This is a genomic window from Telmatospirillum siberiense, from assembly GCF_002845745.1.
GTDB lineage: Bacteria > Pseudomonadota > Alphaproteobacteria > Rhodospirillales > Magnetospirillaceae > Telmatospirillum > Telmatospirillum siberiense.
On record NZ_PIUM01000001.1, the window covers coordinates 159,530 to 182,055 of the forward strand.

Here is a 22,526-nt window from a genome sequence, read left to right on the forward strand (position 1 = left end):
GTCTCGGTCGGCTTGTGCCGTCAGGCATCGAAATTTTTCTTGCGCGGTACACCTTCCTCCAATGCCCGGGCCAGGGGAACCCGTCCACTGCCCGGTGGCAGCGGCTTTTGTTGGGAGGCATCCGGTCGCCAGGCGGTTAACGTCAGCACCTGGAATGTGGCCGGAATTCGGCCGTCGCGATCCGCGTGACGCTCTTCATAGAGCGCCAAGGCCCGCAGCAGCGTGTTTCGACGGGTGAAAGTCTTGCGGCGGGCGGCAACGGCATTGGTTTCGCCCATGCCTCGCAAATCCGTCAGCAGTTTCAGTGGCGACGGGTAGGTTACCGTGATGGTGTCGACATCGACCACCGGCAAGGCGAATCCGGCCCGCTGCAGCAGGGCTCCGGCGTCGCGCAGGTCGGCGAAAGGCGAGACGCGCGGGCTGGCGCCCCCCTCCATCTCAAGTTCGGCCTCCTGAAGACATCCGCGCAGTTCGATCAGCGTCTCGCCCCCCAGCATGGAGGCGAGGAAAAGGCCGTCATCCTTCAGGCTGTGCCGGATCTGCAGAAGACATCCCGGCAGATCGTTGACCCAGTGCAATGACAGATTGCTGATTACCAGATCGAAATTCTGGGCGGCGAAGGGAAGGGCCTCCTCATCGACGGCCACCGCCAGATGCCCGGCCCGTGCCGCCATCGCCGGGGACAGATCAGCCTCCACCAGTCGTTCGATGCCGCCGCGTCCGGCGAGCAGGCGGCCCAGTTCACCGGAATGGCATCCGAGATCGAGGGCCAGGGGAAAACGCCGCGTAACATCGGACAGGCGGTCGGCCAGACGCTCGCCGATTTCGCGCAGCAAGAAGTCGTGCGCGCCCAGCGTCGCCGCCGCGCGCTCGCGTTGCCGTCGAACCTGATGCCGATCGAAGACCAGGAAGTCGCTCATCCATTGGCTATAGGGCATGGCATGCCGCCGGGGCAACCGTCAAGTTGATGTTTCCCCTTATTGCCATTATGGATCATTGTGGAATAATCATCGCCATGGAGATCGACCGGGCGTGCTCCGTCCTTTTCGCGGCTTTCCGCCGATGGGCGGGGGTTGTCATCGATGTGCTGATCCCGCCCCGCTGTCTGTCCTGCGGCGGCGTGACCGAAGCGCAGGGAACGCTTTGCCCGTCCTGTTGGGAAGGCATCACCTTTCTTGGACCGCCCTTTTGCCTGCGTTGTGGGCTGCCTTTCGAAGTGGATACCGGCGGGGCCATGATCTGCGCCCGCTGTTTGAGTGATCCCCCCCGCTATCGCCGGGCTCGGGCGGTCTTTCGTTATGACGGCGCCAGCAAGGGTCTGGTTCTCGGTCTGAAACACGCCGATCGCGTCGGCCGTGCGCCCTACTTCGCGCGTTGGATGGCCCGCGCCGGAATGGAATTGCTGGCCGAAGCCGATCTTATCGTTCCCGTGCCGTTGCACCGATGGCGTCTTTTTCAGCGGCGTTACAACCAATCGGCGCTTCTCGCCAACGGCTTGTCGAAACTCTCCGGCGTGCCATGCCGTCCCGACGCCCTGATCCGCGTGCGCCACACGCCGAAACAGGGTTCCATGGGCCGGCGCCAGCGCCGGGCCAACCTGCATGGCGCGATCCATCTCAATCGGCATGCCGAGGTCAAGGGGCGTCACGTGCTGCTGATCGATGACGTCCTAACGTCGGGGGCCACGGTCGAGGAATGCGTCCGCGTGCTGCGCGGAGGCGGCGCGGCGGTGGTCGATGTCCTCACTCTTGCCCGTGTCGTCCGTCCCGGTGATTGATTGCCCCGGATTGAGGCCCTGGCCTTTGTTTCGTGTCGCGTTATATTGAGAGGTCCATAATTCGGAGCTTATGATGACCTCGGTCGAGATCTATACGACGACGATCTGTCCCTATTGCGTTCGCGCCAAGGCGCTTCTGGCAAAGAAGGGTGTGGCCTTCCGCGAAATCAACGTTGAAGACGACGAGGCGCTTCGCGAGGCGATGATCGAGCGGGCCGGTGGTCGGCGGAGCGTTCCCCAGATTTTTATCGGTGATCAGCATGTCGGCGGTTGTGACGATCTCTATGCGCTGGATCGGCAGGGAGCGCTCAACCCCTTGCTGGGGTTGGCGGAATGAGTTCCTTCAAGGTCGCCTGCATCCAGGTCAATGCCGGCAACGACATGGACGCCAATATCCAGGCGGCCGCCACGCTCGCCTGCGATGCCCGTGCCGCCGGGGCGCAACTGGTCTTGATGCCCGAAAACGTCAGCATGATGGAATGGGGCCGAAAGAACATCGTCGGCAAGGCCATGCCGGAGAGCGAGCATAAGGCGCTGGCCGCCTTCCGTGAATTGGCCCGGGAAACCAGGTTATGGCTGCATTGCGGGTCGCTCGCCGTGTTGCTGGAGGATGGCCAGGTGGCCAATCGCACCTATTTCCTCGATCCCAGAGGCGATGTGGTGGCTCACTACGACAAGATCCATATGTTCGACGTGGATCTCGACAATGGCGAATCTTATCGCGAATCGTCGACCTTCAAGCCGGGGGCGGACGCCGTGGTGGTGGGGACGCCCTGGGGAAAACTGGGGCTGTCCATCTGCTACGATGTCCGCTTTCCCCACCTCTACCGGGGATTGGCCAAGGCCGGCGCCGATTTTCTGGCGGTCCCGGCGGCTTTCACCCGGACGACCGGGCGGGCGCATTGGCATGTGCTGCTGCGTGCCCGGGCCATCGAGACGGGGTGCTATGTGTTCGCTCCGGCGCAATGCGGCGAGCATATCGGCGGACGCCAGACCTTTGGTCATGCGCTGATCGTTTCCCCCTGGGGGACGGTTCTGGCCGACGGAGGGGAGCAGCCGGGGTTCGTCCTTGCCGAGGTCGATCCCGCCGAAGTCGCCGCGGCGCGACGGAAGGTTCCCTCGCTCACCCATGACCGACTTTATGCCGGGTTGGCATAGGTGGTGATAACTATTTGATAAAAAATAATAAGTACCCCAACCTTATGAAATACAAAATTTTATAGTATTATTATAATCTATATATCTAGTATTATGATAGAAATTTGATTCGCTCGGCCGGGCTGATCCTGCTTAAGGTGAGGCTGCTCTTCGGAATCGAAGGAGGCGGCATGACTCGGATCAATATGACGACGGAAGAGCACGCAGCTCTTTGGCGCCGCAGGCTTTTCGAGGCTGAGGCAGGCATGACCAATTACCTGCTGAATGCGCATGGCGAGCGTCACCTCGCAGCATGGATGGATGTCCGTTCAAAGATATTCCATGAACTTCCGTCCGCCACGAATGGCAGTGCCGACGAATGGAAGTCGGTGTTCTTCCGGGCGCAGGCTCTTTTGGAGCGCTTCCTCGTCGGACTTTTCGGCCATGAGGCGATGACGGACTGGGCGCGGTCAAACGCCGAGGTGCTCAGGCTGCTCGATGAGGAGGGAGGGCAGGGCCCCGTCCCGGCGGTCCGCCGGATCGCCCAACAGGCTGAACTTTATGATTCCACCTATACCATTACCGAGAGGTCCTCCGAGCGCAGCACCGTACAGATCGACCGCTGCGCCATCTGGATTTATCGCGAGAAGGCTCGTGCCCGGGGCGTTCCCATCACCCTGGGCTCTCCTTGCGAATACTGCACGCGGGCGATGGCGGAAATCGTTCGGGCCAAGGGGTGCACCCCGAATTACGAACTCTTGGATAATGGCGGAGTTCGCGGTTGCCGGTGGACGGCCATCGCCGCCAGGCTGCGTCCACCGGCGTTTCCGGCGCCTCGGCAAGTGGTGGCAGCACAATGAGCGCGGACGCGATGCGCCAGGCCCGCGTTCAGGCGGGCTACGACGAGGCGAGCCGGCTGCGGCAATCCTTGGATCTCGCAAGTGTTCTCGATTGGGCGCCGCATCATACCCTGCGGATCCTTGATCTTGGCTGCGGAACCGGAACATTGCTGGCGCAGGCTTTCGAGCGGTTTCCCGCTCTTGAGCGGGCTGTCGGCATCGACATGCTCGCAGCCCGCCTGGACGAGGCTGCGGAAAAGCTGCGCGGGCATGGCGACAAGGTGGGTCTGATCGCGGCCGATCTGACCCAGTCGCCCGAGGTCGATGCGCCCTTCGACTTCATTGTCATGACATCGGTTTTGCATTGGCTTTATCCTCACGAGGATCAGGTCTTCCGCTGGATTTCCCAACAGATCGGCGCCGATGGCCATTTCGTGCTGACCACCTATCACCCCGTCGCCGACGCGGATGGACTGGGGGGAACGGATGAACTGGTCAGGCAGGCCTTGCAATTGCTCGGCGATACGAAAGGTGCGGCGACCGCGCGTTTTGCCGCTCACGGGGTTTTCCCGATCGCGAGGCGGACGCGCAGCGTCAGGCATCTGCGGGCACTGCTGAGCCGTCATTTCGACATCGATCAGAGCCGCCCTCAGGAAGCGACGATGCGGGCCGCCAGCGGGGAAGCCTACGTCCGCTACCATGCGGCGACGTTCGGGACCTATTACAGCCAACTGGCTCCTCCGGCAAAGGAACGGCTGTTTTTCGAGGCCCTCGGTTATCTCGCCGAGGAGCGCATGCGCCGGCAGGGATACATCACGTCCATGCAGGTCAGACAATGGAAATGCCTTCCTTATCGGGGGGGGCTGCCGTCATGACCGGTCTCATTCTTTATGTCGCGCTGTTTCTGATCGGAACCGAGACCTTCCTCGTCTCGCCGCTTTTACCGTCGATCGCTCTTGATCTTGGGCGCAGCCCGAACGACGCCGCCGCCATCGTCAATGCCTATGCGTTGAGCTATGCGGTGCTGGCTCCCGTCCTGGCCATCGTCACCGATGGCACGCAACGGCGGATCGGCATCATTGTTGGGATGTTCCTGTTCCTGGTGGGTAACCTGGTCTCCTCGCTTTCTTCCGGGCTCGACTGGTTGATCGTCGCCAGGGGCGTCGGGGGGCTCGGCGCCGCGCTGGCGGGGCCGGCCATTTGGGCGTTGCTTGCCGATCTCGCTTCCGCGGCTGGTCGCGGGCGCGCGATCGGATTGGGGATGGCGGCCTTTTCCCTCGGTCAGGTTGCCGGCGTGCCGATCGGCAGCTTCGTCGCGGCGCAATTCGGCTGGCGCTCGCCATTCGGAGCCATCGCCGGTTTGTCGCTGCTGCTCGTGCTTGCCGCCGGCGCGGTGCTTCCTGCGCTGAAAGGGGCTCCGGATCGGTCCGGTTCGCCCCCGGCCCGCCGATTGTTCGGGGTTTGGTTGCAGCGAGAGACGGCGGTGGCGCTGGTGATCACCTTCTTTTTCCATGCAGCCAACCTTGGAGCGTACACGTTTCTTGGCGTCGATCTGACGCGACGCTTCGATTTGTCGGCGCAGCAGCTTGGCCTGGTCGGCGTTCTTGTCGGGACGGGAAGCGTCGTCGGTGCGTTGATCGGCAGAAAGGTGCCGCTTCCGAACGCATGGGGTGCATCGGACCCAGCGTCGCGTCTGCCGGTGTGGTCCGTGCTCCTGGGATTATCCATCGTGGGAGCGTCGGTGAGCGGGACAATCGGCGCCGTCGCGCTTTGCGTCTTTCTTTGGTTCGCCGCCAGTGGCGCTTTCGTGTCCGACCAGCAGACGCTGCTGGCGACGCTGGCTCCCATGCGCAGGGCATCGGCGAGTTCATGGAATACCACGACGATGCATATCGGAACGGCCTGCAGTGTGTGGGCGATCGGTTTCGACAAGGAGGCGTCTCCAGATGTTCTGCCGGTCGTGCCTATCCTTGCCGGCGCGGCTTTCCTGGTGGCGTTGAGGCTGATTGTCCTCCTGCGTCGTCCCGTCCCCCTGGACGATGGGCTTTCTCCTGGTTTTTCCTCAAAAAACTGACGGGTGAATTCGCATTTCGCGTTTGGGCGATCCGCAAGCCCCGAGGAAAATGAGGCTTGCGGAGACCGGGTTTGCCGATTTCCTCGCGCCGTCAGCGTGACAAATTGAGATCCCGGATGGCTTGGTTGTAATCCTCCCGGTCTTGGCTTTCATGCATGCGATCCAGGCGGTAGAGCGAGTATTCGCTCCAGGTGGGAGCCTCGCGCCCCTGCTCCCGGTTGTAGGCGTGCAGCTTCCGGTCATAGCGCCAGACGGCGTCCAACTGGGGCGCCGTGTCATAGCGTTCCCGGTGCAGGACCGCCGACAGCGGCAGCCTTGGTTTGATACCGGTTTCCCGGTCGGCATCGGGATAGCCGACGCACATGCCGAACACCGGCAGCACATGACGCGGCAAGCCGAGCGCGGCACGAAGTTCCCGCTGATAGAGCCTCAGAGCCCCGATGTAGACAAGCCCCAGTCCGAAGGACTCGAAGGCGACCGCCGCGTTTTGGGCGGCCAGCGCCGTGTCGGCGACGCCGGTCAGTATGGGGTCGAGATTGTTCGGATCGGGCGACCCCCGATCGGCGCCGGTGGCCTCGGCGATGCGCTGATGCCGGGACAGGTCGGCCAGCCAGATCAGATAAAGGGGGGCCTCGTGAATCCACGTCTGATCCGCCACGCCGACGCAGACCCTTTTCTTTTGCTGCCGATCTTCGATGGCGACGACGCTCCAGGCTTGGAGATTGAGCGAGGTCGAGGCCGATTGGGCGGCCGCGATGGCGCTTTCCAGAATGTCGGACGGGACCGGCGTCGGCAGGTAGGCTCTGACCGACCGATGGGATAGCAGTGACGACAGAACTGCGTTCCAATGGCGGGGTTTCGGCCGATCGTCATCCTGGCGATAGCGAAGCCGAAGCAGGGCGTCGGCCTCGCGCAACAGCTCGGCATCATCGCTACCTGCGCGTTCAGGGGCATTGTTGATCGCGATTTCGTTCATTTCGATGAACTCCGTTGGAGGGCTGGGCGTCAGTTTTGGCTGACCGAGAACGACAGGTCGAAGGCCTCGTCGAGATCGATCTTCGTGGTAAGGATGTTGGCGGCGAAAAAGGTGTTCTGGATGCGGGCCAGCGCCGCCTTCAGCTCGGGGGAAATCGGGACCATGCGCGTGTTGTCCCGCTTGATCAGAAGCAGGGCCGCGTCGAAAGGTATGCCGGTCTCCTCGGCGTATGCCCGGGCGTATTCCTCCTGGTGGGTGCGGCCCCAGGCGCGGGCGCGGGCGACGCGATCAAGAAAGTCGCGGATGACGTCACGCTTCGCCTGCAGCACTTTTTCGGTGCCGACGATCAATCCGAGGGAGGTGGTCAACTCCGACCCCCGGAGGACGACCTGGGCGGAATTATGCAACTCCTCCATGACCGTGTAGGGGCCCCAGGCGGCCCAGGCGTCGACGGCGCCGGAACTGAGGGCCGCCTTGCAATCGGCGCGGCCCAGGAAGACCAGTTTCAAGGCGTCTTCCGGCAAGCCTTCGCGCGCCGCGGCTGTCAGCAGGAGGAAATGCCCCAGGGAGGCACGGGATACGCAGATCTTGTGTCCCGTGAGGTCAGCCAACGACCGGAACGGAGATCCGGCGCGGGCGACGATCGCGTTGTTGGCGCCATCCGTCTGCCAGGCGGCGACCGCCTTGATTGCGAGCCCCGTCGCCCGGCCGGTGATCAGGCCGCTGTCTCCGATGCTCCCCAGGTCCAACGCTCCGGCGTTCAAGGCGTGCAATTCGTCGATGACCTCGCGGAACCGATACCAGACGAGCTGATAACGGGGCGAGGGGGTATCCCCGGAGGACCGCAGCAACGTCTGCAATCCGCCGGGGACGTCACCGACATTGAGCGTAGGCGGCGCGTTGGCCTCTCCCGCCGCGAGAGCCTGCCGGGCGGGAATGGCGAGGAGGGCGGACGCCAGGACGAAGGCCCGCAAGCCCGCGACCATGCGGTGGCCGACGCCGTGGCGATTTACCGGATCATTTTTGCAAGCCCGCACGGTGTATGCGGTCTGGGCCGGTTCAGGCAAGGGAACGGTTGTGATCGTCAAGACCCTGCTCCTCGTCAAAGATGGTAAGCCAGTTTGAAGAAGACCGTGGTTGGCGGATAAGGTGTCGCCACCCAGATGCCGGGCGGTGAATAGTTGCCGATCTGCAGCGGTCTCTGGTCGAAGATGTTTTTGGCGGTTCCGCTCAAGGTCCAGTGATTGTCCTCGGTGGTATAGGAAATGCCGAGATCGACGATCGCGTAGGAGGGAATGGAGACCTGGGGCGTATTGGCCACGTTGGAAAAGGAAGACGTCTGGTACTTGATATCGGCCCGCGTCTTGAGTTTCCCCGGAATGGCCAGGGGCAGGGTGTAGTCGAGGCCCGAATCGAGCGTCCAATGGGGAGCGTTCATCAGCCTGTTGCCTTTCGCGTTGGTTCCGGCACCCAGCGCGCCCACCGCCTCGTCATATTTGCCGATCAGAAAACCGGCGGAGTTCAACCATTCGAGGCCTTTCGCCAGCAGAAGCGTCGTGCTCAGTTCCGCGCCCTGGGAATGGGCCTTCTCGGCGTTGCTGCGGACGTAGGTATTAACCGCGGCGTTCCAGATGGAAAGCTGGAGGTCTTTGTAGTCGTTGTAGAAGAGCGCGAGGTTGGCCGTCGCTCGACGATCGAGCCAGGATGTTTTGACGCCGGTCTCGTAGGTGACGACCTTTTCCGGCGCGAATGCCGTTGTCGCGGCCAGGACCGTGGTGACCGCGCGGTCGTATCCTCCCGATTTGAAGCCCTTGGTGACGGTCGCATACTGAAAAACGCTCGGAGTCCACTGGTAATCGACGCCGGCTTTGGGCGCCAACGAATACCATGTGTGGGCGGCCGAGGAGTTAAAGCGGGTGGCGGTGGGGGTTCCGGTCGCGGTGATGGTGTCGACACGGTAGCGGTTTTGGCGTTTTTCGTCGGTCAGGCGCAATCCGAAAATGCCGGAAAGCTGGTCGGTGATCTTGTAGGTTCCCTGTCCGAAGAGGGCGCCGCTGTCGGTGGTCAGGCGTCCCGCTTCCAGCACATTGCTTGCAAAGACCGTGCGGTCCGTCGAATAGAATTCGTGATAAAGGAACAGGCCGCCGACCAGATTGAGCGCGTCGTAGTTCGCGGCCGCCTGGAATTCCTGGGAATAGAATTTCTCGAACAGCTTGTCGGAGCTCTCGTTGATGATGCTGGGCAGTCCGTCGCTGTCGGTGATGATCGGGCTTTCCGTGAAGCCGCGCGCCGCGGTGATGGATTTCAGCGTCACCGCGTCGTTCAGATCCTTGGTGATATTGAGCGATGTTCCGCCAAGCTCGAGCTTTCCTTGCGGATTCCGCTCGGAGTCGATGAGCCCGGGATCATATCCGCCGACCCGGTTGACCGGGGTGCGGAAGAAGCTTGGCGAATTGTCGCGGCCGCCATCGATGGAAAGGCGGATATCGAGGTCATCGCTCGGCGTCAGGCGGAACTTCCCGCGCAGCGATGTCACATCCTTGTTCATCACGTCCTTGCGCAGGACCTCGTTGTAACTGAAGCCGTCGTTCTGGGCGTGGGAGAAGCTCAAACTGGCGTAGGCCTTGCCGGGCACGATGGCGCCGCCCGCGTAGCCGTGGCTTTCGAATTGCCCCCAGTCTCCCCCGCCGATGTCGCCGAAAACCTCGGCCTTGTCTCCGGGGGTCTTGGTGATCACCTTGACGGCGCCGCCGTTGGTGTTGCGGCCGTAGAGCGTGCCCTGGGGACCGACCAGCACCTCGACCCGCTCGGCATCAGCGAGATCGCCAAGGCTGCCGATGAGGCGGGGAGACACCACGTCGTCCACGTAATAGCCGACCGCGGGGTCCTGATAGGGGTCGTTCTCACCGATGCCGCGAAACCAATAGCTTTGCGTGGAATTCGTCAGGAACGTGCCGGGAATGTTGACGTTCGGAATCAGGCCCTTGGCATCGCGCAAAGTATTGATCTGCGCGTCCTGCAGGCGCGTCTGGTCGATGACGGCGATCGACCCGGGGGTGGTCTGTAGCTTGGTTTCCCGCCGTTCCGCCGTGACGACGACATCCTCAATGGCATCCGATGTGGCATTTTGCGATGAGGATGGGGTGTCAGTGAGTGAAGGTGCTTGTTGTGAGAAAGCGTTGCTTCCATTAATAAAAATAAATGCAATAACAATTGCCACCGATATTCCCTTCATTTATGCCCCCAATTTTCCAGAATTTCGTGTATAACACCGTCTTTCTTGCTGATATTGTGCGAATTTTTATTTTGTTATGCGGATTGTATTTTTGATATGCACTCTGCGACCCCCATGGTTGGCGTATAGAGCACAATATCTATCGATTTAGTAGATTTATTAGCGGGAGTCAATGGGATTTCAATTTTTGGTAATTGCGGCCATGGCTAGAGATGCGGATGGGTTGTGTGTCCCTTGAAACCGTTGAGTCTGACGCGGCTTTGCTGCAAAATTGCCATAATGATTCTCTTTCATCTCATCTGCGGCCAAGAACACGAGTTCGAGGGCTGGTTTCGCAATGGCGCCACATTCGACGAGCAATTGGCCGCCGGTGAGTTGACCTGTCCCGTGTGCAGCAACCGCTCGGTCCGCAAGGCGCCGATGTCGCCCGGCGTGATCAGCGGGGAGCGCGCGGAAAAAGGTAAGCGGGATGCGGACGCCGAATTGCGCGAGTCCTTGATCGCTCTGCGCCGGACGATCGAAGAGAACTGCGACTATGTGGGTGAGCGCTTTCCGGAGGAAGCGCGGCGGATACATTACGGCGAGGTGGAAGAGCGCCCCATTTATGGTCAGACCTCGCTTGACGAGGCCCGGTCGTTACGGGAGGAGGGGGTCGACATCATGTTGATTCCCGGACGTCCCCGTAGGGATTCTTGAAGGGAGATTGAGGAATATGAGCGGTCTTTCCAGACGGGCATTGATGACGGCGCTGGCAGGTGCCGGCGTGACGCTGGGGACGGCGAGCCGGGCTTTCGCTTTCAGCGAGGATACGCCCAACATCCGCACTTTGGCCCTGCATGACAACGCCTGCGGCGCTTCGGCCAGTCACAAGGAATTGGTGAGCGAAGTCGAGCGCGTCCTGGGCGACAAATATTCCGAAGAGGAAAAGCGCCGCGTCATCGCGGCGATGACCTGCCCCATCTGCGGCTGCCCCTTGAGCGGGCTGTTCTGAGGGAAGGGGGCTTGATCACAAGCCCCCTTCCCTCAGGCCGATGCATGTCACCCGCGAGTGGCGTGCCGATTTCTCCGATCGATCAATGTTTTCTGATGTTCTCCAGGAAGCTGTCGACTTGGTTGCGCAGTTCCACGGATTGTTCGGTCAGGCCCGCCGCGGCTTGCAGGACTTGGCTGGCGGCGAGCCCCGTTTGTCCGGCCGTATTGTTGACGCCGGCGATGTTGCCCGTCACGTCGCGTGTGCCGGCCGCCGCCAATTGCACGTTGCGGGCGATTTCCTGGGTCGTCTCTCCTTGAGCCTCGATGGCCGTTGAAATGGCGGCCGAGATTTGATCCATCTTGCTGATGGTATCGGCGATGCCGTGAATGGCATCGACGGCCGTCTGGGTGGCACTTTGCACGTTGGCGATCTGCACGGAGATCTCTTCCGTGGCGCGGGCGGTTTGCGTGGCCAGGCTTTTCACCTCGCCGGCGACGACGGCGAACCCTTTGCCGGCCTCTCCGGCGCGGGCGGCCTCGATGGTGGCGTTCAAGGCCAGCATATTGGTCTGTTCGGCGATGCCGTTGATCAGGCGGATCACCTCGCCGATCTTCTGCGCGGCGTCGGCCAGGCCCTGAACCATTTGATTGGTGCGGCGCACCTCGCCCACCGCCGACGTGGCGATTTCGCTGGAACGGGACACCTGCCGGGAGATTTCCTGAATCGAGGCGGACAGTTCCTCCGCGGCGGCCGCCACGGACTGGACGTTTCCCGACGCCGTTTCGGCGGCTTCCGCCGCGGCCGAGGACCGCTGAGAGGTGGCGTCGGCCGCCTTGGTCATCGTCTCCGCCGTTTCCTTCATGCCGCGGGCCGCCGAGGAGACGACGTCCACGACCGTGCGCACGCTGGCTTCGAACCCGTCGGCCAGTTGAGTCATCGCCTCCCGGCGTTCCGTCTCGGCGAGCCGCTTGATTTCCGTTTGTTCCTTCTGCATGCGTTCCATCAGCAGGGCGTTGTCTTTGAAGACCTGGACGGCGCCGGCCATCTCTCCGAGCTCGTCGGTCCTCAGGCGGGCCGGAACGGCCGTCGCCAAATGTCCGGAGGCGATGGCGCCCATGGCGGCTGTCATCGCGCCGATCGGATTGGTGATGCCGCGGGCGAACAGCCAGCCGATGCCGACCACCACCAGCAGGGCGAGGGTGCTCCCCGCCAGCATGACCATTCCCATGCCGTGCACGGGGGCCATCACCTCGGTCACGTCGGTCTCGCCGATGACGGCCCAACTCGCCCCCAGGAACCGCACGGGGGCGAAGGCCGCGATGGCTTGACGGCCTTGGCGGCCGATTACCGTCGCGACGCCGCTTCTGCCGGCCAGAGCAGTCGCCACCGCCTCGTTGTCGATGGGGCGCGCGAGCACCGTCGGCTCGGTGGACAGGCGCGACTGGCTGCGCATCAGGCGATCGCTGCCGACCAGATAGGTCTCGCCCGTCTCGCCCATGCCGACGGCCAATTGCATGATGTCGTTGATTCGCCCGATGGGCATCTGGAAGACCAGGGCCCCCAGGAACTGGCCGTCATCGGAAATGACCGGCGCTCCGATAAAGCTCGCCGGCTGATTGTCGAGATCGGGAGCGCGCTTGACGTCGGTGAAGACGATCTGCTCCTTTCCTGGCGATTGTTTGATGCGCCCGAACAGCTTGGCCAGTTCGCCGCCTTTCCATGGGCCGTCGACCAGGCTGGTGGCGTATTGCGCGGACTTGGCGACCGAATAGATGACGACGCCGTCCGGGCCGATCAGGAAAATATCGGGGAAACCCTTGGACCGCATGAAGTTGCGGAACCATCCGTGATAGCGGGCGTGGACGTCCGAATAATCGGAACCGTCGTCCCGGGTATCGACGGCCATGCGCGCGGCCGGATCGGGCGCTTCGGCGTAAAGCTGGCGCAACTTCTGCGGCGCATTTTCCAGCGCCTTGAAGCCGTAATCGAATTCGATCAGCGAATCGCCGACCGTCTTGATGCCGGATAGGATCGCCAGATCCTGTCGAACGCCGTCCAGGTAGCGATCGATCTCGACCTTGCGCGCCTCGACGGTCGCTTTCAGCTTGCCTTCGGTGGCGGCGGTTAAATCCGATGCCGCTATCACGTAGGCCAGTGTTCCGATGACCACGGCAGTAATGGCGGCGAGCGACAAAAAAAGAAGCGGGAGCTTCTTGGAGAGATGTAAACCCATCTTGGACGCCCTGTATATAATTTGTGCTTTTTTTGACAAAAAAATATATATTCAGATAGATTTGAATATATAATTCCGCATATATATTTTATTTATCTATATTTTATATATGCGAAATCTTCTTATTTTAAAAAGATTATAAAACTTTTCGTAATTTCGTCACATTGATATGGATCAAACATGGCGACTATTTGCACCCCAGGGTTTGGGGGGGCGGGAAAAGCGGGTGCTTAAATATGGAAAGTGGGGCGGGCGGCCTTCGGCAGGCTTCCCCTGCGGTCGGTTTATTGCCATAGTGCGCCGCCGGCATGGCTCCGTTCATGCCTTCGCACTGGACGATTTCACCATATATGGTATAGGCACAGAAATCCCGACAATAGGGCTTTTGCGAGTATGGCTGGGCATTCACAATTCAAGAACATTATGCACCGCAAGGGCGCGCAGGATGCGAAGCGCGCCAAGGTGTTCACCAAACTGATCCGCGAACTGACGGTCTCGGCGAAGACTGGCCTGCCGGATCCCACGATGAATCCGCGTTTGCGGGCCGCCGTGCAGGCCGCGCGCGAGGCCAATATGCCGAAGGATACCATCGAGCGGGCCATCAAGCGGGGCGCCGGGGGCGACGGTGACACCAATTATGAAGAGGTGCGCTACGAGGGCTATGGCCCGGGATCGGTAGCCATTATCGTCGAGGCCCTGACCGACAATCGCAACCGCACCGCCTCGGAGATCCGTTCGGCTTTTTCCAAGCATGGCGGCAATCTTGGCGAAACCAATTCGGTGAGCTTCATGTTCGATCGCGTCGGCGCGATCCATTATCCCGCCGAGCGGACGTCGAATGACGCCATGTTCGAGGCGGCGCTGGAGGCCGGGGCCGATAATGTCTCTTCGGACGAGGAGGGCCACGACGTCACCTGTGCTCCGGAAGATCTGAATACGGTGCGCGAGGCGCTGGAAAGCACCTTCGGTCCTCCGGCCAGCGCCCGGCTCGATTGGCGTCCGCAGACCAGCGTTCCCATTTCCGACGAGCAGGTCGCGCAGACCTTGATCAAGCTTCTGGAGGTGCTGGAGGACAACGACGACGTCCAGCGCGTTCAGGCTAATTTTGATATTTCACAGGACGTGATGGAGCGGCTTAGCGCTTGAGGTTCAAGCCGACCGCATGAAAAATGAAACTTCTGGGGCTCGATCCCGGATTGCGCACCACCGGCTGGGGCGTGATCGATGCGGTGGACAATCGGCTGCGCTGGGTGGCTGACGGGATCGTGCGTTCCGACGCCAGCCTTTCCCTGGCCGAGCGTCTGGCCCAGTTGCATCGGGGCATTCTGGCCGTGATCGCGGAATGGCAGCCGGACGCCGCCGCCGCCGAGGAAACCTTCGTCAATCAGAATCCCGCCTCGACCTTGAAGCTGGGGCAGGCGCGCGGCGCGGTTCTCCTCGCAGCCAGCCTGTCCGGACTTTCCGTTGCCGAATATGCGCCGCGTCTGGTCAAGCAATCCCTCGTCGGTACCGGTCGGGCCGATAAGGGGCAGGTCGGCGTCATGGTCCGCCAATTGCTGCCCGGTTGCCATGCCAGCCAGGCCGATGCGACCGATGCTCTGGCGGTGGCCATCTGCCATGCCCATCATCAGGGAACGGCCAGGCGCATCGCCATGGCGTTGGAGCGGGCGTCATGATCGCGAAATTGAAGGGGTTGGTCGACGCCGTCGGCGAGGATTGGGCGATCATCGATGTGGCTGGGGTCGGATATCTGGTTTTTTGTTCGACCAAGACCTTGGCGCGGCTGCCGGCGGTCGGCGAGGCCACGCAGATCCATATCGAGACGCATGTTCGCGAAGATCACATTCATCTCTTCGGTTTTTCCCAGCCCGCCGAGCGCGACTGGTTCCGTCTGCTGCTGACGGTGCAGGGCGTCGGCAACAAGGTGGCGCTCGCCATGCTCTCGGCCCTGTCGCCGGAAGATATGTCCCGGGCCATTTCGTCCGGCGACAAGGCGATGTTGAGCCGAGCCCAGGGCGTCGGTCCGAAATTGGCGGCCCGGCTGATTACCGAACTGAAGGACAAGGTCGTGCAGATCGCCTTGTCGCCTGTTTCCGCAGGCCAGACGGCGGCCTCCGCGCCGCTTGAGGCCGGACCTTTGGAGGATGCCATCTCCGCTTTGGTCAATCTGGGCTATCGAAGGGTCGATGCGCATGCGGCGGTGTTGAAGGCGTCCGAGGTCTCGGGCGAGGGGGCCGTCGCCGGCGTCCTGATCCGCGAAGGCCTGCGAATTTTAGGTAAGGAGCTGGCACGGTGAGCGATCCCAGGGTGGTCGCCCCCGAAGCGGTGCCGGGCGAGACGGAAGGCAGTTTGCGCCCGCTCTCGCTGTCCGACTTCATCGGTCAGAAGGCGGCTTGCGACAATCTGCGCATCTTCATCCAGGCGGCAGGTTCCCGGGGCGAGGCGTTGGATCATACGCTGTTTTTCGGTCCTCCCGGTCTGGGCAAGACGACGCTGGCTCAGATCGTCGCCCGCGAGCTTGGCGTGGGCTTCCGCGCGACCTCGGGGCCGATCATCGCCAAAGCCGGCGACTTGGCGGCTTTGCTGACCAATCTGGAACCGCGCGACGTCCTTTTTATCGATGAAATCCATCGCCTTAATCCTGCCATAGAGGAAGTTCTCTATCCGGCGATGGAGGATTTCCAGCTCGATCTGATCATCGGCGAGGGCCCGGCGGCTCGTTCGGTGCGCATCGATCTGGCGCCTTTCACCCTTATCGGTGCCACCACCCGATCGGGATTGCTGACCACGCCTTTGCGTGAACGGTTCGGCATTCCGCTCAGGATGAATTTCTATACGCCGGAAGAGTTGGAGTTGATCGTTCGCCGTGGCGCTCGCGTGCTGGGATGTGAGATGACGGAAGATGGTGCGCGGGAAATCGCGCGCCGTGCGCGAGGCACGCCGCGCGTGGCCGGTCGCCTGCTGAGGCGCGTCCGCGATTTCGCCGTGGTGGCCGGCACCTTGCCCGTCACCAGCACCGTCGCCGACGACGGGCTCAATCGCTTAGGCGTGGACCAGATGGGGCTGGACGCCATGGATCGGCGCTATTTGTCCTGCATCGCCGAGCATTACAACGGAGGGCCGGTCGGCGTCGAAACCCTGGCCGCCGCTCTGTCCGAGCAGCGCGATACCATCGAAGAAGTGATCGAGCCCTATCTTCTCCAGCAGGGTTTTCTGCAAAGGACGCCACGGGGGCGGGTCTTGGCGGTGGCGGGTTATCGTCATCTCGGCCTGACGCCGGTCCAGCGCAGCGAGCAGTTCGATCTGCTCGATGGCGGCGGGGAGGGCCTCGATGGCTGACGCCGCATTGTCCGGGCGGATGGACGGGAAAATTCATTTTTTCCCGTTGCGCGTCTATTACGCCGATACCGATGCCGGCAACATCGTCTACCACGCCACCTATCTGGATTTTGCCGAACGGGCGCGTACCGAGATGATGCGCCTGTTCGGATTGGACCATACGCAACTTCGGACGGATCACGGCCTGCTTTTCGCCGTGCGCAGTTGCGAGATCGACTATCGTCGTCCGGCGCGTCTCGACGATCTGTTGGAAATCCGTTCCCATCTCACCCATCTCGGCGGAGCCAGCCTGCACATCAGCCAGAGTATCTGGCGGGGCGAAGAGGTCCTGGTGCATCTGGACATCCGTTTGGTATGCATGCATTTCGATGGTCGGGCGATGCGTATCCCCGCCGCGATTCGCAGCGATCTGCAAGACTTTCTCAGCGAAAAGGCGGACTAGAGTCATGGACCCCGTGCAAACAGCAGCCATCGCCGGCCAGGCGACCAGTGATTTGTCGATGTGGAGCCTGTTCATGCAGGCCGACATCATCGTCAAAACAGTCATGGCCGCCCTGGTCATGACATCCTTCTGGTGTTGGGCGATCATTTTCGACAAATGGTTTCGCCTGCGCAGCCTGGTTCATCAGGCCGACCAGTTCGAGGACAGCTTCTGGTCCGGTGGTTCGCTGGAGGAGCTTTACGACCGCATCGGTTCGAGGCCGCTCGATCCCATGTCCTCGATCTTCGTCGCCGCCATGCGGGAATGGCGCCGTTCGGCCGCCAAGGGGTTGGCCGACCGTGAAGTGGTCCGCTTAAGCCTGCCGCAGCGTATCGACCGGGTGATGTCGGTGACCCTGGGACGCGAGATGGAACAGTTGGAGGCCCGCATGGGGTTCCTGGCCTCGGTGGGCTCGACGGCGCCCTTCATCGGTCTGTTCGGTACCGTCTGGGGCATCATGAACAGTTTCCATCACATCGGTGCCACCAAGAACACCAGTCTGGCGGTGGTTGCTCCCGGCATCGCCGAGGCCCTGTTCGCGACCGCCCTGGGGCTGGTTGCCGCCATTCCGGCGGTGCTCGCCTATAACAAGCTGTCGGCCGATATCGACCGCTACGCCAAGCGGCTCGAGGCCTTCGCCGGAGAATTCGGCGCCATCTTGTCGCGTCAACTCGAAGAAAAGGCTTAAAGATGGGCGCCGCCCTGGGTGGCGGCGGACGTCGCGGCAGTCAACGCCGCGGTTTCCGCCCGATGGCCGACATCAACGTCACGCCGATGGTCGACGTGATGTTGGTTTTGCTGGTCATCTTCATGATCACCGCACCGCTGTTGACCGCCGGTGTACCGGTCGATCTGCCGAAGACCAACGCCAGTCAGATGAAGGGAGACGACCAGCCGATCAGCGTCACCGTCGATGCGAAGGGGCGTATCTTCCTGCAGGAAACCGAAGTCCAGATGGAGGAGTTGGCGCCGCGCCTGAGGGCGATCACCACCGCCAAGCCGGACAACCGCATCTTCGTCCGTGGCGATGCCGGCATCAATTACGGCCGGGTGATGGAGGTCATGGGGCAGTTGTCGTCCGCCGGCTTCCCCCACGTAGCCCTGGTTACCCAGCCCGTCGCCGAATCTCCACGCAAGGGAGCCCGTTGATCGACCATGCCCGTCAAACATGGTGGTTCGTCAGGCAAAGCGGGTGATCTGCGCTTTGGGCTCTTGTGCTCGGTGGCGCTGCATATCGTCGCCCTGGTGATTGCCGTTTTCGGTTTGCCGCAATTGCTGGCGCCGCCACCCGAGATCAGTGAGCCTGTGATCGTCGAGATCGCGGAGTTGGGTGACAAGACCAACCCGCCACCCAAGCAGGTGCAGTCGCCCAAGCCCGTCGAACAGCCGTCCGAGGCGCCGAAGCAGGAGGCTCCGCCCACGCCCGAGCCTCCCAAAGCCGAACCGCCGAAACCGGAGCCGCCGAAGCCCGAGCCGCCGAAGCCCCCCGAGCCGAAGCCCGAGCCGCCGAAACCGGAACCTCCGAAGCCGGTCCCGCCGCCGAAGCCGCCCGAGCCGGAGCCCGACCCCGTGCCCGTGCCGACGCCCAAGCCGAAGCCTCCCGAGCCGAAACCGCCGGAACCGCAGCCGGATGTCCTGAAGGATGTCAAGCCGCCGGCCAAGAAGCCGCCGCCGCCGACCAACAACGATTTCGACAGCCTGTTGAAAACGGTCGATAAACTGCGCGACACGTCCAAGCCTTCGCCTGCGCCGCAGCCGCAACAGGCGGCCGCCGGATCGAACAAGACGGTGAACTCCAATTCGAACATTCCGTCCGAACCGGTCAGCATGACCGACAAGGATTTCATCGCCGCCCAATTCCGCAAATGCTGGAATTTCGACCCCGGAGCCCGCGATGCCGGTAATCTGATCGTGCGCGTGCATGTGCTGCTTAATTCCGACGGCAGCGTGGTGCGGGCTGACATCGTCGACGATCCGCGCTACTACTCTGACAACTATTATCGTTCGGCGGCCGACAGCGCCCGCCGTGCCGTCTTTACCTGCTCGCCGATCAAATTGCCGACGGGCAAGTATGACGCCTTGAAAGACCTCGTATTGAATTTCGATCCCAGGGACTCGTTGCGATGAGATCACTTTTGTTGAAGGCCCTTCGCTTTGCCGTACTGGCCGCGGCGTTTGCCGGTTCGCCGGCCTACGCCCAGGTGCAGATCGACGTCAACAAGCCGAATGTGCAGCCGATGCCCATCGCGATCACCAACTTCGCGGGGGTGACCGGGCAGGAAGGTCAGATCGGCAAGGATATGGCCGGAGTCATTGCCGCCGACCTGGAGCGGTCCGGTCTTTTTAAGCCAATCGATCAGAGAGCGTTCATCCAGACCGTCGAATCGCTGCAGGTTCAGCCGCGGTTCCCCGACTGGAAGGCGATCGGAGCCCAGGCGCTGGTGCAGGGGCGGATCGAGCAGACACAGGACGGCCATTTGCGCGTCGAGTTCCGTCTGTGGGACGTCTTCGCTGAAAATCAGATGATCGGGCAGGCCTACAACGCCGCTCCGCAAGGATGGCGCCGTATCGCCCACATGATCTCCGACGCCATATATAAGAGAATTACCGGCGAAGACGGTTATTTCGACACGCAGATCGTCTATGTGGCGGAAAGCGGTCCGCAACAGAAGCGCATCAAGCGCCTGGCCATCATGGATCAGGACAGCGAAAATCATCGGTTCCTGACCGATGGTCAGGAACTGGTGCTGACCCCGCGTTTTTCGCCCAACCAGCGTGAGATTACCTACCTTAGTTATTTCCAGAACAATCCGCGGGTCTATATCCTGCATCTGGATAGCGGCCGCCGGGAATTGCTGGGCGACTTCCCCGGAATGACCTTCGCGCCGCGTTTCTCGCCGGATGGCAACAAGGTGGTCATGAGCCTTGCCCAGGACGGCAACACCAACATCTATGAGATGGATCTGCGGACCCGTCACAGCACGCGTCTGACGACCACCGCGGCGATCGATACCTCACCCAGCTATTCTCCGGACGGGGCCAAGATCACCTTCAACTCGGACCGTGGCGGCAGCCCCCAGCTCTATGTGATGAATTCGGATGGATCGGGCCAGCAGCGCGTCAGCTTCGGCGATGGGCGCTACATGACGCCGGTCTGGTCACCTCGCGGCGACCTCATCGCTTTTACAAAGCAGAAGGGTAACGAATTCTACATAGGTGTTATGCATCCCGATGGTTCGGGTGAACGCCTGCTTACTCGTGGATACCTGGTCGAGGCGCCGACGTGGGCGCCGAATGGTCGCGTTCTCGCGTTTTGGCGGCAGACTCCCTCGGATTCTTCCGGGAGAGGTGGTACGGTTAAACTTTATAGCATCGACTTGACGGGTAATAACGAAAGACAGATCGTTACCCCTCTTGATGGGTCGGATCCTGCGTGGTCCCCCTTGATTCCATAAGGCATCGTAAGTATATTGCGACCCCGAAAGGGAATTCTAACGGCTGCAACGGGTTCGCGAATCCTTGTATTTGGAAGGCGTCACCTAGCAGCAGGTGAGGTTTTCCGGCCAAGTTCCATTCCATTCAATATCGATCCGTCCTATTTAGGGGGAGAGTAGTAAATGAAGATCCGTTTCTTGTGCATGGTTGCCGCCGTTGCTCTGCTGGGTGCTTGCAGCTCCGACGATACGGCCAATCAAGGTGGCGCCGCCACCGCGACTCCGGCTCCGGCCGCTGCGCCGGCGAAGCCGGGTGTGGTTCCCGGTAGCCAGGCCGATTTCGTCGCCAACGTTGGCGATCGTGTCTTCTTCGGCTTCGACAAGTACAGCCTGGCTCCCGAAGCTAAGGATCAGCTGGGCAAGTGGGTCGCCTTCCTGAAGAAGTATCCGAGCGACCAGCTGGTTGTTGAAGGTCATGCCGACGAGCGCGGCACCCGTGAATACAACTTGGCGCTCGGCGAGCGTCGTGCCAACTCCATCAAGGACTTCCTGGTCTCCCAGGGCGTCCAGGCTTCTCGCCTGAAGGTCATCTCCTACGGTAAAGAGCGTCCGGCCGTTCTCGGTTCGAACGAGACCGCCTGGGCCCAGAACCGTCGTGGCGTTGGCGTGATCCAGTAATCGGACTTCTGTCCGCACGCATCTCGCGTAAAGTTGAGGCGTCTGCCAATCGCGGCAGGCGCCTTAATTTTGTCCATCCTTCGGATGGAAAACGGGTATTGTTCCTTAACCGGACCCGGGCGCACCATCGATGGTGGGGTGGCGAGGTCGGAAACGGGGTCGATATCATCCGGAAAGTATCGCCCTTAAGCCCGAGCGGCGTTTCTCGCCCGCTGAAGCGGAGCGGAAGCGTCAGATAAAACCCAAGGGTTTGGCGCGATTATTTGCGACAAGCCCTTAGCGAAATTGGGCGGCTTTGGCGCCGCCCGTCATATGAGAGGTCGAGCGTGCAAGTCGTCATGCGTGCGGTATTTGTCCTGGCTCTGGCTGCGGGGCTGTCTTTCCAGCATTCCGCTTACGCGCAATCCGACACGCGCGGTCTGGTCGATCGTTTGGATCGCCTGGAGCGCGATTTGAATACTTTGCAAGGTCAAGTATATCGCAATGGTGGCGGGCCGACGGTGATCACCTCTCCCGCCTTGGGTGGCGGCACCAGTGGCGGTGGAAACAGCGGTGGAGCCCGTCCCTCCGGCAGCTTGAGCGGCGACGCCTACAGCCTTCTCGACGACCGCATCAATAATCTGGAAAACCAGTTGCGCGATATGACCGGTCAGTTGGAGAAAACCTCGTTCTCGGCGAACCAACTGTCGGCGAAAATTGACCGCATGCAGGCCGATAATGATTTCCGGCTCAAGGAATTGGAAGGCAAGGCTGGCGGCGGCAGCGGCGGTGGGGCTCCCGCGCCGGCTGGCGCGCCGGCGGCTTCCGGCGGCGCCAACAAATCGGCGGCAGGGGCGAATGACGCTCAGCCGGCGCAGCAGGGGCCCGGAGCGGCTCCCGGCTTCCTCGGCCGCCCGGCGTCCGGCACGCAGGCGCAGGCCAATGCCGCCGCCCCGGCCGCTGCGGCTCCGGCGCTGGTCGGCAAAACGTCCCAGGAGCAATTCGATTATGCCTTCGGACTTCTGAAGAATTCCGACAATGCGGGGGCCTCGCGGGCCTTCCAGGCCTTCGTGGCGCAGCATCCCCAGGATCCGTTGGCCGGAAACGCCATGTATTGGCTGGCGCAGATTTCCTATGCGCAGGGGCAATATGACCAGGCTGCGGTGACCTTCCTTGATGCCTATCGTAAATATCCGAAATCGGCGAAGGCCGGCGAAAGCCTGTTGAAGGTCGGTCTGTCGATGAGCAACCTCGGCAAGAAGAAGGAGGCCTGCGCGGCCTTGTCCCGCTTCTCTTCCGAATATCCGGATGCCGCCGACAATCTGCGGCGGCTGGCCGCATCGGAGAGGCAAAAGCTGGGGTGTTGAGCGA

At 61.7% G+C, this 22,526-nt stretch carries 24 protein-coding genes; 19 read left to right on the forward strand and 5 right to left on the reverse strand.

Going from position 1 to position 22,526, the window contains the following annotated elements:
* Positions 1 to 20 precede the first annotated feature (20 nt).
* A complete protein-coding gene (locus tag CWS72_RS00785) occupies positions 21 to 938 on the reverse strand; it encodes a methyltransferase domain-containing protein (RefSeq protein WP_241911516.1) in 918 nt (305 codons plus the stop codon).
* Positions 939 to 1,015: 77 nt separating this feature from the next.
* On the opposite strand from CWS72_RS00785, the gene CWS72_RS00790 reads away from it, so the two are divergent.
* The 6 genes from CWS72_RS00790 to CWS72_RS00815 all read left to right on the forward strand — a co-directional run bounded on the left by CWS72_RS00790 (position 1,016) and on the right by CWS72_RS00815 (position 5,827).
* Positions 1,016 to 1,777 carry a ComF family protein gene (locus CWS72_RS00790; protein ID WP_101248885.1) on the forward strand — a complete coding sequence of 254 codons (762 nt, stop codon included), beginning with the start codon at positions 1,016 to 1,018 and terminating at the stop codon, positions 1,775 to 1,777.
* Positions 1,778 to 1,850: 73 nt separating this feature from the next.
* Complete coding sequence (grxC, locus tag CWS72_RS00795; protein ID WP_101248886.1) at positions 1,851 to 2,114, forward strand: glutaredoxin 3; 264 nt, start codon at positions 1,851 to 1,853, stop codon at positions 2,112 to 2,114.
* A complete protein-coding gene (locus CWS72_RS00800) occupies positions 2,111 to 2,935 on the forward strand; it encodes a carbon-nitrogen hydrolase family protein (RefSeq protein ID WP_101248651.1) in 825 nt (274 codons plus the stop codon). Before grxC ends, CWS72_RS00800 begins: the two co-directional genes overlap by 4 nt.
* Before the next feature lie 170 nt (positions 2,936 to 3,105).
* Positions 3,106 to 3,774 carry a hypothetical protein gene (locus tag CWS72_RS00805; RefSeq protein WP_146002576.1) on the forward strand — a complete coding sequence of 223 codons (669 nt, stop codon included), beginning with the start codon at positions 3,106 to 3,108 and terminating at the stop codon, positions 3,772 to 3,774.
* On the forward strand, positions 3,771 to 4,628 hold the full coding sequence (locus CWS72_RS00810; protein WP_101248653.1) for a class I SAM-dependent methyltransferase: 858 nt from the start codon (positions 3,771 to 3,773) through the stop codon (positions 4,626 to 4,628). Before CWS72_RS00805 ends, CWS72_RS00810 begins: the two co-directional genes overlap by 4 nt.
* The gene (locus CWS72_RS00815; RefSeq protein WP_158240447.1) at positions 4,625 to 5,827 is read left to right on the forward strand and encodes an MFS transporter; all 1,203 of its coding nucleotides are present in this window, start codon (positions 4,625 to 4,627) and stop codon (positions 5,825 to 5,827) included. The genes CWS72_RS00810 and CWS72_RS00815 overlap by 4 nt, the downstream gene beginning before the upstream one ends.
* Positions 5,828 to 5,918: 91 nt before the next feature.
* Here CWS72_RS00815 and CWS72_RS00820 read toward each other — a convergent pair whose 3' ends face one another.
* The 3 genes from CWS72_RS00820 to CWS72_RS00830 are packed head-to-tail and all read right to left on the reverse strand — an operon-like array spanning position 5,919 to position 10,023.
* Positions 5,919 to 6,803 (reverse strand): nitroreductase family protein, encoded by an 885-nt coding sequence (locus CWS72_RS00820; protein WP_101248655.1) that lies wholly within the window; start codon positions 6,801 to 6,803, stop codon positions 5,919 to 5,921.
* A 29-nt stretch (positions 6,804 to 6,832) separates the two neighbouring features.
* Entirely contained in the window at positions 6,833 to 7,891 is a 1,059-nt protein-coding gene (locus CWS72_RS00825) for an aliphatic sulfonate ABC transporter substrate-binding protein (protein WP_101248656.1), read from the reverse strand.
* Between the two features lie 14 nt (positions 7,892 to 7,905).
* Entirely contained in the window at positions 7,906 to 10,023 is a 2,118-nt protein-coding gene (locus CWS72_RS00830) for a TonB-dependent receptor (RefSeq protein ID WP_158240448.1), read from the reverse strand.
* A gap of 294 nt (positions 10,024 to 10,317) precedes the next feature.
* Between CWS72_RS00830 and CWS72_RS00835 the strand changes: the two genes are divergently transcribed.
* On the forward strand, positions 10,318 to 10,734 hold the full coding sequence (locus tag CWS72_RS00835) for a DUF1178 family protein (RefSeq protein WP_101248658.1): 417 nt from the start codon (positions 10,318 to 10,320) through the stop codon (positions 10,732 to 10,734).
* Positions 10,735 to 10,750: 16 nt separating this feature from the next.
* Positions 10,751 to 11,029, forward strand: a complete 279-nt coding sequence (locus tag CWS72_RS00840) for a hypothetical protein (protein WP_146002577.1) — start codon at positions 10,751 to 10,753, stop codon at positions 11,027 to 11,029.
* 82 nt (positions 11,030 to 11,111) lie between these two features.
* Here CWS72_RS00840 and CWS72_RS00845 read toward each other — a convergent pair whose 3' ends face one another.
* On the reverse strand, positions 11,112 to 13,244 hold the full coding sequence (locus tag CWS72_RS00845; protein WP_101248660.1) for a methyl-accepting chemotaxis protein: 2,133 nt from the start codon (positions 13,242 to 13,244) through the stop codon (positions 11,112 to 11,114).
* Between the two features lie 393 nt (positions 13,245 to 13,637).
* On the opposite strand from CWS72_RS00845, the gene CWS72_RS00850 reads away from it, so the two are divergent.
* The 11 genes from CWS72_RS00850 (at position 13,638) to ybgF (ending at position 22,522) form a co-directional block, all read left to right on the forward strand.
* On the forward strand, positions 13,638 to 14,390 hold the full coding sequence (locus CWS72_RS00850) for a YebC/PmpR family DNA-binding transcriptional regulator (RefSeq protein WP_101248661.1): 753 nt from the start codon (positions 13,638 to 13,640) through the stop codon (positions 14,388 to 14,390).
* Between the two features lie 23 nt (positions 14,391 to 14,413).
* The gene (ruvC, locus tag CWS72_RS00855; RefSeq protein ID WP_101248662.1) at positions 14,414 to 14,920 is read left to right on the forward strand and encodes a crossover junction endodeoxyribonuclease RuvC; all 507 of its coding nucleotides are present in this window, start codon (positions 14,414 to 14,416) and stop codon (positions 14,918 to 14,920) included.
* Positions 14,917 to 15,540, forward strand: coding sequence for a Holliday junction branch migration protein RuvA (gene ruvA / locus CWS72_RS00860; protein ID WP_101248663.1), 624 nt, complete (start codon positions 14,917 to 14,919; stop codon positions 15,538 to 15,540). The genes ruvC and ruvA overlap by 4 nt, the downstream gene beginning before the upstream one ends.
* Positions 15,537 to 16,583 (forward strand): Holliday junction branch migration DNA helicase RuvB, encoded by a 1,047-nt coding sequence (ruvB, locus tag CWS72_RS00865; protein ID WP_101248664.1) that lies wholly within the window; start codon positions 15,537 to 15,539, stop codon positions 16,581 to 16,583. The genes ruvA and ruvB overlap by 4 nt, the downstream gene beginning before the upstream one ends.
* The gene (gene ybgC, locus CWS72_RS00870) at positions 16,576 to 17,025 is read left to right on the forward strand and encodes a tol-pal system-associated acyl-CoA thioesterase (RefSeq protein ID WP_101248665.1); all 450 of its coding nucleotides are present in this window, start codon (positions 16,576 to 16,578) and stop codon (positions 17,023 to 17,025) included. Before ruvB ends, ybgC begins: the two co-directional genes overlap by 8 nt.
* 4 nt (positions 17,026 to 17,029) lie before the next feature.
* Positions 17,030 to 17,752 carry a protein TolQ gene (tolQ, locus tag CWS72_RS00875; RefSeq protein WP_101248666.1) on the forward strand — a complete coding sequence of 241 codons (723 nt, stop codon included), beginning with the start codon at positions 17,030 to 17,032 and terminating at the stop codon, positions 17,750 to 17,752.
* 2 nt (positions 17,753 to 17,754) lie between these two features.
* On the forward strand, positions 17,755 to 18,213 hold the full coding sequence (tolR, locus tag CWS72_RS00880; RefSeq protein WP_101248667.1) for a protein TolR: 459 nt from the start codon (positions 17,755 to 17,757) through the stop codon (positions 18,211 to 18,213).
* Between the two features lie 6 nt (positions 18,214 to 18,219).
* Positions 18,220 to 19,191, forward strand: coding sequence for an energy transducer TonB (locus CWS72_RS00885; RefSeq protein ID WP_241911517.1), 972 nt, complete (start codon positions 18,220 to 18,222; stop codon positions 19,189 to 19,191).
* A complete protein-coding gene (tolB, locus tag CWS72_RS00890) occupies positions 19,188 to 20,519 on the forward strand; it encodes a Tol-Pal system beta propeller repeat protein TolB (protein WP_101248668.1) in 1,332 nt (443 codons plus the stop codon). The genes CWS72_RS00885 and tolB overlap by 4 nt, the downstream gene beginning before the upstream one ends.
* A gap of 162 nt (positions 20,520 to 20,681) precedes the next feature.
* Positions 20,682 to 21,176: a peptidoglycan-associated lipoprotein Pal gene (gene pal, locus CWS72_RS00895; RefSeq protein WP_101248669.1), complete on the forward strand. Its 495-nt coding sequence runs from the start codon at positions 20,682 to 20,684 to the stop codon at positions 21,174 to 21,176.
* 338 nt (positions 21,177 to 21,514) lie between these two features.
* Positions 21,515 to 22,522, forward strand: coding sequence for a tol-pal system protein YbgF (ybgF, locus tag CWS72_RS00900; RefSeq protein WP_146002578.1), 1,008 nt, complete (start codon positions 21,515 to 21,517; stop codon positions 22,520 to 22,522).
* Positions 22,523 to 22,526 lie beyond the last annotated feature (4 nt).

Bases quoted from the DNA above. Each gene is read 5' to 3' on its own strand.
- CWS72_RS00785 (WP_241911516.1), bottom strand. From the start codon at position 938: ATGCCCTATAGCCAATGGATGAGCGACTTCCTGGTCTTCGATCGGCAT.
- CWS72_RS00790 (WP_101248885.1), top strand. From the start codon at position 1,016: ATGGAGATCGACCGGGCGTGCTCCGTCCTTTTCGCGGCTTTCCGCCGA.
- grxC (WP_101248886.1), top strand. From the start codon at position 1,851: ATGACCTCGGTCGAGATCTATACGACGACGATCTGTCCCTATTGCGTT.
- CWS72_RS00800 (WP_101248651.1), top strand. From the start codon at position 2,111: ATGAGTTCCTTCAAGGTCGCCTGCATCCAGGTCAATGCCGGCAACGAC.
- CWS72_RS00805 (WP_146002576.1), top strand. From the start codon at position 3,106: ATGACTCGGATCAATATGACGACGGAAGAGCACGCAGCTCTTTGGCGC.
- CWS72_RS00810 (WP_101248653.1), top strand. From the start codon at position 3,771: ATGAGCGCGGACGCGATGCGCCAGGCCCGCGTTCAGGCGGGCTACGAC.
- CWS72_RS00815 (WP_158240447.1), top strand. From the start codon at position 4,625: ATGACCGGTCTCATTCTTTATGTCGCGCTGTTTCTGATCGGAACCGAG.
- CWS72_RS00820 (WP_101248655.1), bottom strand. From the start codon at position 6,803: ATGAACGAAATCGCGATCAACAATGCCCCTGAACGCGCAGGTAGCGAT.
- CWS72_RS00835 (WP_101248658.1), top strand. From the start codon at position 10,318: ATGATTCTCTTTCATCTCATCTGCGGCCAAGAACACGAGTTCGAGGGC.
- CWS72_RS00840 (WP_146002577.1), top strand. From the start codon at position 10,751: ATGAGCGGTCTTTCCAGACGGGCATTGATGACGGCGCTGGCAGGTGCC.
- CWS72_RS00845 (WP_101248660.1), bottom strand. From the start codon at position 13,244: ATGGGTTTACATCTCTCCAAGAAGCTCCCGCTTCTTTTTTTGTCGCTC.
- CWS72_RS00850 (WP_101248661.1), top strand. From the start codon at position 13,638: ATGGCTGGGCATTCACAATTCAAGAACATTATGCACCGCAAGGGCGCG.
- ruvC (WP_101248662.1), top strand. From the start codon at position 14,414: ATGAAACTTCTGGGGCTCGATCCCGGATTGCGCACCACCGGCTGGGGC.
- ruvA (WP_101248663.1), top strand. From the start codon at position 14,917: ATGATCGCGAAATTGAAGGGGTTGGTCGACGCCGTCGGCGAGGATTGG.
- ybgC (WP_101248665.1), top strand. From the start codon at position 16,576: ATGGCTGACGCCGCATTGTCCGGGCGGATGGACGGGAAAATTCATTTT.
- tolQ (WP_101248666.1), top strand. From the start codon at position 17,030: ATGGACCCCGTGCAAACAGCAGCCATCGCCGGCCAGGCGACCAGTGAT.
- tolR (WP_101248667.1), top strand. From the start codon at position 17,755: ATGGGCGCCGCCCTGGGTGGCGGCGGACGTCGCGGCAGTCAACGCCGC.
- CWS72_RS00885 (WP_241911517.1), top strand. From the start codon at position 18,220: ATGCCCGTCAAACATGGTGGTTCGTCAGGCAAAGCGGGTGATCTGCGC.
- tolB (WP_101248668.1), top strand. From the start codon at position 19,188: ATGAGATCACTTTTGTTGAAGGCCCTTCGCTTTGCCGTACTGGCCGCG.
- pal (WP_101248669.1), top strand. From the start codon at position 20,682: ATGAAGATCCGTTTCTTGTGCATGGTTGCCGCCGTTGCTCTGCTGGGT.
- ybgF (WP_146002578.1), top strand. From the start codon at position 21,515: ATGCGTGCGGTATTTGTCCTGGCTCTGGCTGCGGGGCTGTCTTTCCAG.